The sequence below is a fragment of the Candidatus Microthrix subdominans genome (assembly GCA_016719385.1).
In the GTDB taxonomy this organism is placed as follows: domain Bacteria; phylum Actinomycetota; class Acidimicrobiia; order Acidimicrobiales; family Microtrichaceae; genus Microthrix; species Microthrix subdominans.
Genome location: JADJZA010000006.1, coordinates 24,659 through 38,975, shown reverse-complemented (window position 1 = coordinate 38,975; position 14,317 = coordinate 24,659). Strand labels below are relative to the sequence as shown.

Annotated in this window: 15 protein-coding genes and 1 tRNA gene; 14 read left to right on the top strand and 2 right to left on the bottom strand. The window is 70.8% G+C overall.

Features of this window, described 5'->3' with window-relative positions; translation table 11 throughout:
* Positions 1-61: 61 nt before the first annotated feature.
* The 7 genes from IPN02_08235 to IPN02_08205 all read left to right on the top strand — a co-directional run bounded on the left by IPN02_08235 (position 62) and on the right by IPN02_08205 (position 4,464).
* A tRNA-Sec gene (locus IPN02_08235) sits at positions 62-157 on the top strand.
* Positions 158-325: 168 nt separating this feature from the next.
* Complete coding sequence (locus IPN02_08230) at positions 326-1,078, top strand: hypothetical protein (protein MBK9296816.1); 753 nt, start codon at positions 326-328, stop codon at positions 1,076-1,078.
* The gene (locus IPN02_08225; GenBank protein ID MBK9296815.1) at positions 1,075-2,223 is read left to right on the top strand and encodes a CpaF family protein; all 1,149 of its coding nucleotides are present in this window, start codon (positions 1,075-1,077) and stop codon (positions 2,221-2,223) included. Before IPN02_08230 ends, IPN02_08225 begins: the two co-directional genes overlap by 4 nt.
* Positions 2,220-2,954, top strand: coding sequence for a type II secretion system F family protein (locus tag IPN02_08220; protein ID MBK9296814.1), 735 nt, complete (start codon positions 2,220-2,222; stop codon positions 2,952-2,954). The genes IPN02_08225 and IPN02_08220 overlap by 4 nt, the downstream gene beginning before the upstream one ends.
* Positions 2,955-2,988: 34 nt before the next feature.
* Entirely contained in the window at positions 2,989-3,642 is a 654-nt protein-coding gene (locus tag IPN02_08215) for a type II secretion system F family protein (protein MBK9296813.1), read from the top strand.
* 64 nt (positions 3,643-3,706) lie between these two features.
* Complete coding sequence (locus IPN02_08210) at positions 3,707-4,000, top strand: DUF4244 domain-containing protein (GenBank protein ID MBK9296812.1); 294 nt, start codon at positions 3,707-3,709, stop codon at positions 3,998-4,000.
* A gap of 140 nt (positions 4,001-4,140) precedes the next feature.
* The gene (locus tag IPN02_08205) at positions 4,141-4,464 is read left to right on the top strand and encodes a hypothetical protein (protein MBK9296811.1); all 324 of its coding nucleotides are present in this window, start codon (positions 4,141-4,143) and stop codon (positions 4,462-4,464) included.
* A 55-nt stretch (positions 4,465-4,519) separates the two neighbouring features.
* Here the strand turns inward: IPN02_08205 and IPN02_08200 are convergent, their stop codons facing one another.
* Positions 4,520-4,993 (bottom strand): glutathione peroxidase, encoded by a 474-nt coding sequence (locus IPN02_08200; GenBank protein MBK9296810.1) that lies wholly within the window; start codon positions 4,991-4,993, stop codon positions 4,520-4,522.
* 140 nt (positions 4,994-5,133) lie between these two features.
* The gene (locus tag IPN02_08195; GenBank protein MBK9296809.1) at positions 5,134-7,503 is read right to left on the bottom strand and encodes a DEAD/DEAH box helicase; all 2,370 of its coding nucleotides are present in this window, start codon (positions 7,501-7,503) and stop codon (positions 5,134-5,136) included.
* 121 nt (positions 7,504-7,624) lie between these two features.
* Here IPN02_08195 and IPN02_08190 point away from each other — a divergent pair, with 121 nt between their 5' ends.
* The 7 genes from IPN02_08190 (at position 7,625) to IPN02_08160 (ending at position 14,290) form a co-directional block, all read left to right on the top strand.
* A complete protein-coding gene (locus IPN02_08190; protein ID MBK9296808.1) occupies positions 7,625-8,218 on the top strand; it encodes an ATP-binding protein in 594 nt (197 codons plus the stop codon).
* A 176-nt stretch (positions 8,219-8,394) separates the two neighbouring features.
* A complete protein-coding gene (locus IPN02_08185; protein ID MBK9296807.1) occupies positions 8,395-10,884 on the top strand; it encodes a DUF4040 domain-containing protein in 2,490 nt (829 codons plus the stop codon).
* A complete protein-coding gene (locus tag IPN02_08180) occupies positions 10,881-11,360 on the top strand; it encodes a hypothetical protein (protein MBK9296806.1) in 480 nt (159 codons plus the stop codon). The genes IPN02_08185 and IPN02_08180 overlap by 4 nt, the downstream gene beginning before the upstream one ends.
* On the top strand, positions 11,357-11,902 hold the full coding sequence (locus IPN02_08175) for an NADH-quinone oxidoreductase subunit K (GenBank protein MBK9296805.1): 546 nt from the start codon (positions 11,357-11,359) through the stop codon (positions 11,900-11,902). The genes IPN02_08180 and IPN02_08175 overlap by 4 nt, the downstream gene beginning before the upstream one ends.
* Positions 11,899-13,386, top strand: coding sequence for a Na+/H+ antiporter subunit D (locus tag IPN02_08170; GenBank protein ID MBK9296804.1), 1,488 nt, complete (start codon positions 11,899-11,901; stop codon positions 13,384-13,386). Before IPN02_08175 ends, IPN02_08170 begins: the two co-directional genes overlap by 4 nt.
* Positions 13,386-14,024 (top strand): Na+/H+ antiporter subunit E, encoded by a 639-nt coding sequence (locus IPN02_08165; GenBank protein ID MBK9296803.1) that lies wholly within the window; start codon positions 13,386-13,388, stop codon positions 14,022-14,024. Before IPN02_08170 ends, IPN02_08165 begins: the two co-directional genes overlap by 1 nt.
* Positions 14,021-14,290 carry a hypothetical protein gene (locus IPN02_08160; GenBank protein ID MBK9296802.1) on the top strand — a complete coding sequence of 90 codons (270 nt, stop codon included), beginning with the start codon at positions 14,021-14,023 and terminating at the stop codon, positions 14,288-14,290. The genes IPN02_08165 and IPN02_08160 overlap by 4 nt, the downstream gene beginning before the upstream one ends.
* Positions 14,291-14,317: the final 27 nt, after the last annotated feature.

Genomic DNA, 14,317 nt, shown 5'->3' with positions numbered 1-14,317 from the left:
AGGCCGAGCGGCCTCCCGTCCGCACAGCGCAGCGATCGCGCCGTTCGGTAAACACAGTCGTGGAGGTGTCCGGGTACCTGGTGGGCTCCGCCGCCTTCAAAGCGGTCGGGACGGGCGATCCTCGTCCGGCGGGTTCGATTCCCGTCCACCTCCGCCACGCAATCGAATCGGGCCCGGCCAGATGGCCGGGTCCGATTCGCGCCTGCCCCGGGTGAGCCGACCGGTGCGACCGGCCCGGGAGGGCGGCCCAATGACACGGTCGTGTCGCATGGGGATGCTGAGAGGTGCTCGACCACCACCGGTCGAACGGTTCAGGAGTTTTCCCATGATCACCGTGTGGTCCCCCAAAGGGGGCCAGGGCCTCAGCGTGACAGTCGCCGCTCTGGCGCTGGCGCACCTCCGACATGACGGTGCCAGCGTGGCGATCGTCGACCTTGCCGGCGATCAGCCGGCGGTGCTCGGCGTCGAGGGTGTTGGCTCGGTTGGGGTGCTCGACTGGCTCGGGTCCCGGGCGTCCCCACAGGCGCTGGGAAGAACTGCGATCGAGGTCATCGATGGGTTGACGCTCATCCCCCGGGGCGGCGGGCCGCCGTCGGTTCGGCCTCGGCCGACCGATGCCCCCGAGGTGGCCCGCCCATCCCGGGTGGTCGAACTGTGGGGCGCGATCGACGGCTTGGCCGATCTGGTGCTCGTCGATGCGGGCGTCCCGGCGCCTGCCCCGGGCGCCCTCCGCCTCGCCTACGGGGCCGACCTCAGCCGCCAGGCCGTGCGAGCGGCTGCGACCAACATCGTCGTCGTGCGGGCCTGCTACCTGGCGTTGCGCCGCTTCGGTCGGCTCGACCTGGCCGCCGGCGCGATCGTGTTTCTGCGTGAGCCTCGGCGGGCGCTGGTGGCGGCCGACCTGGAGACGACCGTCGGCGCGCCGGTGGTGGGTACCGTTGAGATCGACCCGGCGGTCGCCCGGGCGACCGATTCCGGATTGTTGACCTCGCGGCTGCCTCGGCGTCTGGAGCGCCAGCTTGTCGACGTTGTGCACACCGCTCGCCGGGCCGGCTCGGCGTTCGGGGGTGTGACATGACAGGCGATGCCGATGTCCTGCGGAACCGGCCCCGCATGGGCGCAGCGGCGGTGTCGCCGCCGCTGATCGCCCGGGTGCGCGAGCTGCTCGAAGCCAGCCGACCCGATGGGGACTGGACGCTCGACGAGGTCAAAGCGGTGCTCCATCGTGCCGACCCGCTGATCGACGAGGCTGAGAGCGCCGAGCTGCTCAGCGGCGTTCACGCCGAGCTGGTCGGACTTGGGGCGGTTGCCGCGCTGCTCGCGACCCCCGGCGTGACCGACGTGTTGGTCAACGGCCCCGGGCCGGTGTGGATCGAACGCCGGTGCCCTCGAGCGCACCTCGGTCGTCCTCGATGCGGGCGATGTCGCCCGGCTGGTCGAGCGCACGCTCGGACCGCTCGGTCGGCGCGTCGACCCCGCGCCGCCCATCGCCGATGCTGCGATGGCCGACGGCACGCGGTGGCGGTGGTTGTTCCGCCGGTGGCCCTCGGCGGCCCCGTGCTCGCCTACCGTCGCTTCGAGGTTCGGGCGGTGCCGCTCGACCGGTTCGCGTCGCCCCGGGTGGAGGCTGCGCTCGAAGCGGTGATCGCTCGCCGGTACAACACGGTTGTGTTCGGTGGAACCGGGGCGGGCAAGACCACCCTCCTCGACGCCTTGTGTGCCCGGCTGCCTCCGGAGGAGCGGCTGGTCGTCGTCGAGGACACCGCCGAACTGGCTCCGCCCGGCCGCCACCTGGTGCGTCTGGAGGCCCGCCGGGCCAACGCCGAGGGGTCGGGTTCGGTCGAGCTGGGCGACCTGGTGCGCACCGCACTGAGGCTGCGCCCCGACCGACTGATCGTCGGCGAGGTGCGGGGCGGGGAGGCGGCCGACCTGGTCACCGCCCTGTCGACCGGGCACGACGGCGGCCTGTCCACCGTGCACGCCGGCTCGCCGGCCGAGGCACTCGACCGGCTCGAATCGATGACGCTGCTCGGGGCACCCGGCCTCGGCGTCGCCGGCATCCGTCGCCGCCTGCATGCGGCGATCGACGTCCTCGTCGGCGTGGCCCGGCGGGGCGACGGCGCCCGATCGGTCACCGGCGTGTGGCGCGTGGCCGGGTCGGCCGAATCCCCCGAGTTCGAGGAACTCACCCCCGGGGTCGAGATCGAGGCGGTCGGCCGATGAGCGGCGGTCTGGGACCGTGGGCGATGGCGGTGCTGGTGGCGGGGGCAGCGGTGACGGCCGTGGTCCTGGCCACCGGTCACCCGAGCCGTCGAGCACGCACGCGCCCTGGCGAGACCGATCGAGCGGGTGGTGGCCAGCGCCGAGGCCGCTGGCGCACAGACGCGGGGGCCGGGGCCCGCCGGGTGGATGACGAGCAGGGGGCGGTGGGCGAGCTGGCCGAACGGTTGGCCGCCCAGCTGCGATCGGGGGCGTCGCTGCCCGAGTCGCTTGTCGGCGCCACGACCACGGCCGAGCCGCTGGGCGCCGACCTGGCCGCCATGGGCACGTTGCTTCGTCGGGGCGAACCAGTCGACGACGCACTGAGGGCATTTGGGGTCGGCGGGTCGGCCGAACGAGCGCTGCTGGTGGCAGCGCTGCGCATGGCCGCCCGCCACGGGGGTCGAACCGCCGATGCGCTCGACGGTGTCGCCGGCACCGTACGCGACCGCACGGCGGTCAGCGCCGAACTCGCTGCCCAAACGTCCCAGGCCCGCTACTCCGCCTGGGTGCTCGCCGCCCTCCCGCCGCTGTTTCTGGCGCTCGGCTCGATGGTCGACCCTCGGCTGCTTGGCGCGTTGGCCTCGCCGGGCGGCGTCATGGCGCTGTTGGGTGCGCTCGCCTTCGAACTGGCGGGTGCCGCATGGATCAGGCGCATCCTGTCCTCGGGGTCCCGCTCGATCGGGCACCGATGAGCCCCGCCGTAGCGCTGGCGACCTTGTGGGGGGCATGGGCCTTGTGGCACGTGGGCGCCGGGCGCCCCCCGACCACCGACGCAGCCCGGCACTGATCGCACGCCAACGGTCGCTTCGGCGCTGGGTGATCGCTGCCGTCGTCGCTCTGGCGGTGCACCCGATGCTGGCGATCGGTGTCGGGGTCTGGTGGACCCGGCGCCACCTGGCCGAGCGGCGTCGGCGCGCCAACGAGCAGGCCGCCCGGTTCGCCGACGTGCCCGAGGTGGCCGACCTGTTCGTCGTCGCACTGTCCGCCGGGTTGACCGTGCGCAGCGCCCTGCTCGGCGTGGCCGATGTCGCACCCGGAGCGCTCGCCTCCGACCTACGCAGCGCCCGTCGAAGCCTGGGGCGCGGTGAATCGGTGTCGGAGGTCCTCGGCGCCTGGCGCAGCTCCGACCATCCGTTGGCACCACTCGGGGCGGCGCTCGGCGCGGCCGAACGGACCGGATCCTCGTCGTTGCCCGTGCTGGCCCGGTGCGCCGATCAGCAGCGCGAGCTGGCCCGTCGACGATCCGAGGAGCAAATCAGGCGGTTGCCGGTGCGACTGCTGGGGCCGCTGGTGTTGTGCATCCTCCCGGCACTAATGATCGCCACGTTTGGGCCGCTGGCCCTGGTGTCGCTCCGCCAGCTGAGCACCACCGTCCCCTGAACCCCCCAACTACCCCTCGGCCAACCGGCCGGGACCAACCACAAGGAGTATTCCCATGTCAGCGATGAAGCAACCGATCTCGCCGCATTCGGCCACGCCGGCCTCGACCTACCGGGGTGCAACCCCGGCCCGGGACGCGGGCGCAGGTCCACACCGCCGACCATCTCGGTGGGTCCAGCCACAGATCCTGTTTGCCCGCCGCCACCTGGCCAGGGGCCAGAGCACGGTCGAGTATGCGCTGTTGGTGGTGGGCATCGCCACCTTGGCATTGCTGGTGCTGGCCTGGGCCAGCTCGACGGACGTGGTCGGTGCGCTGTTCGACCGGGTGTTCCGGTGGGTCACCGGCCGGGTCGGGTGAGGCCCCGAAGCGCCGCGGTGGGCCACCCGGTGGCGGCCGGTTCCACCAGCCCGCCACCGGCTGGTCGGCCGCATTGGTGTGGTCCACATCGACGGTCCTGCGGCGGTCAATCGACTGTCGAGCTGGCGGCGTTGTTGCCGGTGCTGGTGATCGTGACGCTGCTCGTCATCCAAGCGGCGCTGCTGGCACGCGACCGCATTGCGCTCACCCACCGCTGCGGGGTTGCGGCCCGCCACGCGATGGTGCGACCCGACGCTGCGGCGGTCACGGCCGCCGGTGCGTCGGCAGCCGAGGGCGGGTCCGGGTTTTCTGCCGAGCTCAGCGGGTCCCGCTCGGTGGGCTCGCTGGTCACGGTCACCTGCCATCAACGGCTGGTCACCGGGTTGCCGCTGGTGGGCCCCATGCTCGGCGACCCCGAGGTCGTCGAGCGCTTGGTGATCCGCGTCGAGTCGTTGGGCGGCTGACCGGCTGCGTGACGGAGCCGAGCGCCGGTCGGGCGGTCGTCGTAGCCCGAAGCCCTCAGACGAAGTTGGGCAGGTCGGCGCCGATCTCCTCCGGCTCGACCTGGGGCTCGTAGCGCTTCAGCGGGGTGCCGTCACGGTCGACGAGGAACTTGGTGAAGTTCCACGTGAGGTCGCCGACGCCGTCCTCCCTGGGCAGCGCGCTGCGCAGGAGTTGATACAGCGGGGCGGCGTTGTCGCCGTTGACGTCCACCTTGGACAGCAGCTGGAAGGGCTCGCCGTAGTTTTCGGTGACGAAGGCCAGGATCTCCTGGTCGGTCCCGGGCTCCTGGGCACCGAACTGGTTACAGGGCACGCCCAACACCACCAGGTCGTCATTGTTGGAATCGAGGGTACGCAGACCTGCGTACTGACCGGTGAGGCCTCAATAGCTGGCGACGTTGACGACGAGCACCAGCTTGTCGGCAAAGCTCGAAAACGAGATCTGTTCGCCGGTGATCGACGTCATCTCCAGGTCGTGGAATTCGCTCATCGGGAGCCCTTCGGTCGGTTGCTCGGTCCTCGCAGGCCGGCGACGGCCCCGCCCGACCCTACAGCGGCGTCGACCGCCCCCGGGCGGGTCGGCAGAGCGACGCGGAGAGTGCCGATCACCGTCTCGCGTCGTCGTCGCCGTCAGCGGCCGAGCAGGGCATCGATGGCGATGAGCGCCCCCGGCTTGTCGAGCGGTTCGTTCAGGTTGCCGCACTTGGGCGACTGCACGCACGACGGGCAACCGGCCTCGCAGGGGCATTCGGCGATCGCCGCGCGGGTGGCGGCCAGGTGCGCCTCGGCAACCCGTTCGGCCAACTCGGCGATGCCGGCACCGCCGGGGTAGCCGTCGTGAATCAGCACGGTGGGCCCTCCGGTGTCGGGATGGTCGGCGGTCGACAGCCCGCCGACGTCCCAGCGATCGCACAGCCCAAACAGGCCCAACATGCCGATCGCGCCATGCTCGGCCGCGTGCAGCGCCCCCGGCAGCGTGGCGGCGTTACAACCGGCGTCGAGCGCTGCCCTCGACCGGTGATCGACGCCGTCCCAGGTGAAGACGACCGCCCGGGTCTCAAGCTCTTGGGGCGGTAGGTCGAGGCGGGTGGTGCCCAGGTTGTCATGGCTGCCGACCGCCCGTCGCTGATAGCCCGTCACCCGGCTGGTGACCAGCACCGGGGCCACCCGCACCCGCCCGGTGCCGGCATCGGTTATCGCCGTTTCGGCGAGGAGCGGACGCCCCTCCGGCACCTCGAGAAGCCGGACGTCGGAGGTGGTTCGGGCCAGCGTGTAGGTGTCGCCGGGGTCCTCGACCACGGTGGCCAACCGGGCGTCGAGGTCGAGCTCGATCACCCGCCAGGCCCGGCCGCGATGCAGGTAGATGGCGCCCTCGTGAACGGTCTCGGGCGCCCGACCGGCGCCGACCGTGCCGATCAGGTCGGGCCCGCAGCGAATCTCCACCTCGGCGAGATCGCTGGACCGCAGGCCGACCAGCGAAAAGGGCCAGCGGGTGCCCGCCCAGGTGGCCACCACCTCGCGGCCCGCGCCTCGACCCCGCCGGCGCACGGAGAGCGCCCCGTTGCGGGCGAGGGTGGTGACCGCCTCGTCCAGCTCGCCCGCCCAAAATCGGTCGTCGGCGGGGCGCAGCGGGTACTCATGGGCGGCGCACAGCAGGTGCGGGTGCAACACGTACGGGTTGGCCGGGTTGACGACCGCCGGTTCGGGCACCCGCTCGAGCAGGTCGCGGGGGTGCCGGGCCATCCACTGGTCGAGCTGGTCCTCGCCGCACACCAACACCGCCACCGACGCATTGGCGCCCCGCCCGGCCCGACCGATCTGTTGCGCGAAGGATGCCACCGTGCCGGGAAACCCGCCGCACACGACGGCGTCGAGTGACCCGACATCGATACCCAGCTCAAGCGCTGAGGTGGCCACGACGCCCCGCAGGCGCCCAGCGAACAGCTCGGCCTCGATCTCGCGCCGCTCCTCCCTCAGGTACCCGGCCCGGTAGGGGTGAACCAGGGCGGCCGTCTCGGGGTCGAGCAGCTGGCGCATCCGGGACCAGGCGAGCTCGACACCCTTCCGCGACCGGGTGAAGGCCAACGTGCGGTGCCCGCCGGCGACCAGCGCCGCTGCGATGGCGGCGGTGGCTTCGGTGAGCGACTGGGCCGGGACGCCGCCGCCGGAGCGTTCGGCGTGCGGGTTCCAGACGACCAGCGTGCGGGTTCCGGTCGGGGAGGCGTCGTCGTCGATCACGTCGACCTCGTCGCCGATCAGCGCCCCCGCCAGCTCGCCGGGCCGGCCGATCGTTGCCGAGGTGAACACGAACGTCGGGTCGGCGCCGTAGAGCGCGGCCACCCGTCGCAAGCGTCGCAGCACGTTGGCGCTGTGGCCCCCGAACATGCCCCGCAGCAGATGGAGCTCGTCGACGACGACGTAGGTCAGGTTGCGAAACAACCGAGCCCACCGCCGATGGTGGGCCAGCAGTCCGTGATGGAGCATCTCCGGGTTGGTCAACACGACCCGGGCCGAGCTCCTGGCCCAGGACCGCTCCTCGGGGCCGGCATCGCCGTCGACGGTGGCCGCCAGCAGCTCCCCGGCGCCGAAATCGCCGAGGGCCCTGAGCTGGTCCTGGGCGAGTGCCTTGGTGGGATAGATCAACAGGGCGGTGGCCCCGACGCCGGGCTCGGTGACCGCCTCGGCGATCGGCACCTGGTAGCACCGGGACTTGCCCGACGCGGTGCCGGTGGCGATCACGGTGTGGCGGCCCGCCCGGAGCAGGTCGATCGCCGCCGCCTGGTGGGCCCAGAACGGAGGCTCGGCCAGTGCGGACAGGCGGTCGGGAAGCGGGGTGGCGAGCCCCGCCGTGCGTCCTGGGCGGCTGGGAACCGACAACACCCCCGCCATCCGGGGGTCGCCCTCCAGGTGGGCCAACGCCGGGGGGAGGGAGACGCCGGTGGCAACGACATCGCCGGAAAGGCGGTCGGCGGTGGTGCTGCGGGGGCCGAGAGCGAGCATGAGTCCCCCAGGCTACGGATCGACTCCGACAGTCAACCGCCCACCTCGTTCTGAAAATAATGGCGGACTGGCCGCAACAGGTGGGTCGTGGGCCTAGATTGGGGGCGCAGAAAGGGGTCGTGTGAAGTCCCGAAACCGAGCGCATCAGTCCTCACCCGACGAGGCCAACGGCTCGGCGCGCCCCGGAGTTGACGGTAGCGGTGTCGACGGCAGCGCGGTCGACGACAAGGTACTGACCGTTCCGCCCGCCAAACCGGTGGAGATCGAGTTCGACTTCCCGGCCGATCTGGCCAGCCTGGCGATGGTGCGGCGCCGGGTGGAGCAGGTGGCCCGGCTGACCGCCACGATGGGGGCCGAGGACCTGGACAAGCTGCGCCTGGTGCTGACCGAAGTGGTCGCCAACGCGGTGACCGCCCACGCCGAGCAGAGCACCCCCGAGGCCTTGCGGCTGCGGTGCTGTCTCAGCCCCGATCGCGTCGAGGTATCGGTCCTCGACCAGGGCGGCGGATTCCTGGCCACGACCGGTTCCCATCCGGTGATCGACACCTCGCTTCCCGACGTGTCGGCACCCGAGGTGCAAAAGCGCGAGGGCGGGTTCGGCCTCGGCATCATCGACGCGTTCGCCGACGAGGCCGAGTTCAGCCCGGTCGATGGCGGAACCTCGGTGCGATTCGTCATCTACCCGAGCGGCGACAGCGAACCCGAGACGCCGTAGTCGACCCGACCGGCGGCATTGGCCCCGGTTCGGTCCGACGCGTCGGGGTGCCGGTTTTCCGCCCTGTCGGCTAGGATTTCCCACTTGGCCAGCACCGACTCGACCGCCCCAGCGGCCCCCTCATCAGGTGCGCGGCGGGCATCTCTGGTTGGAGGCCCCCGCTGACCGTATTGCTGTTGGTCCACCTGTGCTTCGGCGCGGCGCTGCTGGGCCTGGGACGCTCCGACGATCGTCGGTTGTTCTGGGTGGCCGCCATCCCGCCAGCGGCCGTGCTGGTCTGGGTACTGGCGCGCGCCGGAGGAATTCTCGACGGCACCGCGGTGAGCGAGACGATCAACTGGGTGAGCGGGCTCGACCTGGCGGTCAGCGTGCGCGTGGACGCGTTCTCGCTGGTGATGGTGTTGCTCGTCGCCGGCATCGGGGTGCTGATCCAGGCCTACGCCAGCCGCTATTTCAACCCCGACACGCCGGGCCTGGGCCGCCTGGCGGGTCTGCTCACCCTGTTCGCCGGGGCGATGTTGGGCCTGGTGACCGCCGATAATCTGCTGTGGCTCTACGTGTGCTGGGAGTTGACCTCGATCACCAGCTACCTGTTGATCGGCTGGTCCGACCGGGACCCCGAGGCCCGCTCGTCGGCGCTACAGGCGTTGCTGATGACCGCGGCCGGCGGACTGGTGATGCTGGTCGGGCTGATCCTGGTCGGCCAGGCGGCCGGCACCTACGAGCTGTCGGCCATCGTTGCGTCGCCACCTTCGGGCACCACGGTCAGCGTTGGCCTGGTCTGCATCCTGATCGGTGCCTTCACCAAGTCGGCGCAGTTCCCGTTCTCGTCGTGGCTGCCGGGAGCGATGGTCGCCCCGACGCCGATCTCGGCCTACCTGCACTCGGCGACGATGGTGAAGGCGGGCGTGTACCTGGTCGCCCGGTTTGCGCCGCCCTTCGCCGACGTGGGGTTCTGGCGTCCGGTCGTGTTGACCGTGGCGCTGATCACGATGATCACCGGCGGCGCCCGGGCGCTGCGCCAGACCGACCTCAAGCGGCTGCTGGCGTTTGGGACGGTCAGCCAGCTGGGCTTTTTGATGGTGATGTTCGGGGCCGGACGCCCCGAGGCCACGCTCGCCGGCGTCGTGTTGATCATCGCCCACGCTTTGTTCAAGGCGCCGCTGTTCATGGTGGTTGGGGTGATCGACCACCAGGCCCACTCCCGCGACATCCGGGCGCTGGGCGCCTGGGGCCCGGGCTGGGGCGGTCCCCGTTGGGTGGCGATCATCTCGGGCCTGTCGATGGCCGGCATCCCGCTTCTGTTCGGTTTCATCGCCAAGGAGGCCGCCTACGAAGCGTTCTCCCATCACGCCGGAACCGGCGAGTGGGTCGTGCTCGCCGGCATCGTCGCCGGCTCGGTGCTCACCTTCGCCTACACGGGCCGATTTCTCCTCGGGGCGTTCACCACCAGGGACGTGCCCGGCGCGCCGCCGCTGCCGGCGGCCGAACATGACCACACCTCCGGTGGCCAGCCGGCAGGGGCCCCATCGACGGCGTTCTGGGTACCGGCGGCGATCCTGGCAACGCTCACCATCGTGCTCGGCGTCGTTCCCAACCTGGCCTCCCGCCTGGTGTACGCCGCGGCATCCTCCCTCGACGGCGCGGCCCCTGAGGGCCACCTGGCGTTGTGGCATGGCCTGAGCACCCCGCTGGCGCTGAGCGCGCTGACGATCGCTCTCGGTGCGGCGATGGTGGCCGGGGGGCGCCAGGTTGCGGCGGTCCAGGGTGTGCTGCCATCGCTCACCTGGGGCGACCGTGGGTATTTGGGCGTGCTGCGGCTGCTCAACCGGGTGGCCGACCGGGTGACCGGCATCGTCCAGTCCGGGTCGTTGCCCACCTATGTCGGCGTCGTGCTCGTCACCGTGGTGACCGTGCCGGGCTTTGCGCTGATCGGGGCGATGCAGGGCCAGGCGCTGCCCCGCTTTGCCGACAGCCCGGGCGAGGTGGCCCTCACCGCGCTGATCGTGGTGGCGGCCGCAGCAGCCGCCACCATCCAACGTCGCCTGTCGGCGGTGCTGTGCTTGGGCGCGGTCGGCTACGGCATGGCGCTGCTGTACGTGCTGCGGGGCGCGCCGGACCTGGCGCTCACCCAGCTCGGCATCGAAACCCTCGGCGCCGTGTTGTTCGTGTTGGTGCTGCGGGTGCTCCCCAACGAGTTTCATCAGCGGCCCACCGGGTTGGGTCGCGCCGTCCGCCTGGTGATCTCCGCGTCGGTCGGCGTGTTCGTGTTCGTCTTTGCCCTGGTGGCATCTGGTTCTCGAACCGCACGCCCGGTGTCCGATGAGTTCTTGGCCCGTGCGGTGTCCGAGGGCGGCGGCTCCAACGTCGTCAACGTGATCCTCGTCGACTTTCGCGGGTTCGACACCCTGGGCGAGATCACAGTGCTCACCGTGGCCGCTCTCGGCCTGGTTGCGCTGGCGCGCGCCGGCGCCCGCGGCCTGACGATTCACAAGCCCGACGACGATGCGTTGGTCATGCCCAGCCTGCGCTCCTACATCGAGCCGCGCAAAGCGGACCACGGGGCGCTCGCCGACATCCGCCGTCGCCTGGATCCCAACGACGGTCCGCATGGGGCCGCCGCCCCTCCCGAGGAGCCCGACCGGCCGCCGGAGCGACCGTCGTGAGGCGCTCGATGGTGCTCGAATCGGTGGTGCGGGTCGTCTTCCCCTCGGCGATGGTGCTGGCGCTGTACCTGCTCTTCGCCGGGCACAACCAGCCGGGGGGCGGCTTCGTCGGGGGCCTGGTGGCGGGTGCCGCTTTCGCACTGCGCTACGCGACCGGCGGGTTGGACGAGGTCCGCCGGGCCGGCCGGGTCCCCGGGCGGTACTTCGTTGGCACCGGGCTGTTCCTGGCCTGCGTCACGTCGATCGCACCGCTGCTGCTCGGCGGCGAGCTGCTCGAGAGCGGCAAGATCAAACTGCACCCGCCATTGCTGGGCGAGATCAAGCTCAGCTCGGTGCTCGCCTTCGATGTCGGCGTCTTCCTGGTCGTGGTCGGCCTGGTGTTGATGATGTTCGGGGCGTTCGGCGAGCCGGCGGTGCCCGAGGACGGCCCGGACCCGGCCCCGGGCGCGGCGACGAGCCGGAGCGAAAAGCGATGAGCCTCACCTTGGCCGCCGGGGCGGCCCTGCTCTTCGGCATCGGCACGTGGCTGTTGCTGCAACGCCGGCTGAGCCGCATCATCATCGGCCTGGGCCTGATCAGCCACGGCGCCAACCTGTTGTTGGTCACCTCCGGTCGGGGCGGGCTGCCCGCCTTTCTCAGCGGGACGCCGAACGATCCCGACCGGTACGTCGACCCGCTGCCCCAGGCGATGCTGCTCACGGCGATCGTGATCAGCTTCGGGGTCACAGCGTTTCTGCTGGCGATGGCCTGGCGCAGCTTCGTGCTGACCGGGGATGACCTGGTCGAGGATGACCGCGAGGACCGACGCGTCGCACGCGAGCGTGATGCAGCCCTGGACGAGGAGGTGGCCGACACCGAGTTGACCGGGGAGCGCCTGGCCTCGGCCAAGGCAGGGAAGAACCCCGATGGCCTCACCGACGCCGCCCTGGCTCGTCACGATGAGGACCCCGGCCCGGACCGTGACATCAAGCCCGACTCGGACAGCCCGGGCGCCGGCCGGCGGGATGGTCCGAGGTGAACGCGCTCCTCCCCATGCCCATCGTGTTGCCGCTGCTCGGGGCGGCGCTGTCGATCATGGCCTTTCGGCACCGCAGCGTCCAGCGCATGATCAGCTTGGCGGTGCTGTCATCCACTGCGACGATCAGCTGCATTCTGCTGATCCAGGCGGATACCTCCGGGCCGGTCGTCGCGCAGATGAGCGGCTGGCCGGCGCCCTTCGGCATCACCCTGATCGCCGACCGCCTCGCCGGCATCATGTTGGCCGTCGCTGCGGTGATGTTGATCTCGGTGCTGGTTTACGCGATCGGCCAGCCGGGCGCCGAACGCAACCACGGTGCGTTTCACCCGGTGTATCTGGTGTTGTCGGCGGGCGTCGCCGCAGCGTTCCTCACCGGTGACCTGTTCAACCTGTTTGTCGCCTTCGAGATGATGCTCACCGCCAGCTACGTGTTGTTGACGCTCGGTGGCGGCAGGGAACAGATCCGCTCCGGCATGACCTATGTCGTGATCAGCCTGGTGGCCTCGGCGCTGTTTCTGACGTCGCTGGCGCTGATCTACTCGGCGACCGGCACGGTCAACATGGCCCAGCTTGCCGAGCGCTTCGGCGACCTGCCCAACGGGGTGCGCCTGGCGTTCGGGCTGCTGTTGTTCGTCGTGTTCGGCATCAAAGCAGCGCTGTTTCCGCTGTTCTCCTGGCTTCCCGACAGCTACCCGACCGCCCCCTCGCCGATCACGGCGGTGTTCGCCGGCCTGCTCACCAAGGTGGGTGTGTATGCGATTATCCGCACCCAGACGCTGTTCCTCGACCCGGGCACCCGGCCGGGCACCCTCATCCTCGTCGTCGCCTCGATCACGATGCTGGTCGGGGTGCTCGGGGCGATTGCCCAGGACGACATCCCCCGCATCCTCAGCTTCCACATCGTGTCCCAGATCGGCTACATGATCATGGGGCTAGGCCTGTTCACCGTCGCCGGCCTGGCCGGAGCGCTGCTGTACGTCATCCACCACATCATCGTGAAGACCACCCTGTTCTTGACGGCCGGCCTGGTCGAGGTGCGGGCCGGGTCGGGCCGGCTGGCGGCGATCGGGGGCGTGTCGCGGGCCTTCCCGGTGCTCGGGTTGTTGTTCCTGTTGCCGGCGCTCAGCCTGGCCGGGATACCCCCGCTCTCGGGATTTGTCGCCAAGTTTGCCCTGGTCGAGGCCGGGCTGAGCTCGGCGCAGTATGCGGTGGTGGCCGTGTCGATCCTCGTGTCCCTGCTCACGCTGTTCTCGATGACCAAGATCTGGGGCGGGGCCTTCTGGGGTGAGGTGCAGCTCACCGACGAGGCGGGCGACCCGGACGATCCGCCAAAGGGCTTGGGTGTCATGTACCTGTCGGTCGGGTTCCTGGTCGTGCTGTCGCTGGTGGTGGCCATTGCCGCAGGTCCGCTGTACAACCTCAGCGCCCGGGCAGCCGACGAGTTGCTGACCCCAGGGCAGTACGTGTCGGAGGTGTTGGGCTGATGAGCGAGTCATCCGATCCCACTCCAACGGGAGACGCACGGTCGAGTCGGGAGGTGTCCGGGAGTGACACCTCCACGGTCCGGCGTTCGCAGCGCTGGGGTCCGACGCTGCTCGCCGGCTGGCTGGTGGTGATGTGGACCGCTTTGTGGGGCGCGCCGACCGTGGCCAACCTGCTCGGTGGCGTCGTGGTGGCCGCTGGAGTGCTGTGGGTGTTTCCCGGGGAACGGGGAGTGGACTCCCGGGTCGCCCTGCGCCCGCTGCACGCAACCGTCTTTGCGGTGTGGTTTCTCGGCCAGCTGGTCGCCTCCAGCCTGCGGGTGGCCTGGCTGATCGTGAAGCCGTCCGGACCCGCCGAGATGGAGCCGGGAATCGTGGCCACACCGATCCGTGGCCTGTCCGACCAGCTGACCACGATGGTGGCCAACTCGATCACCCTCACCCCTGGCACGCTGACCGTCGAGGTGTCGCGGGAGCCCTCGGTCATCTACGTCCACGCCATCGAGGCCCAGTCTCCCGACGAGATCCGTGCCCAGGTGCTCGATTTGGAGCGCCGCCTGGTGGTGGCGTTCGGTTCCCGTGACGCCCGCGAAGCGCTCGACGAAGCGACGATCCCGGCGATCGGAGAGGTGCGACGATGATCTACGCCGCGGCGCTGGCCGTTCTCGCCCTGGCCGGAGCCGCGTTTGTCGCGCGGCTCGTGTACGGCCCCCGGCTGGCCGACCGGGTGGTGGCGCTCGATGGCGTGCTCACCACGGTGGCGCTGGCGATCATCGCGAACAGTGCCCGCACCGATTCGACCCAGTACGTGGTGGTCGCGGTCGTCGTCGGGCTGGTCGCTTTCGTCGGCACCGTGATCTACGCCCGCTTCATTGAGACCACCAGCGGCGGAGGTGCCCCCAAATGATCGGTTTCGTGTTGGGTTGCTCGTCTT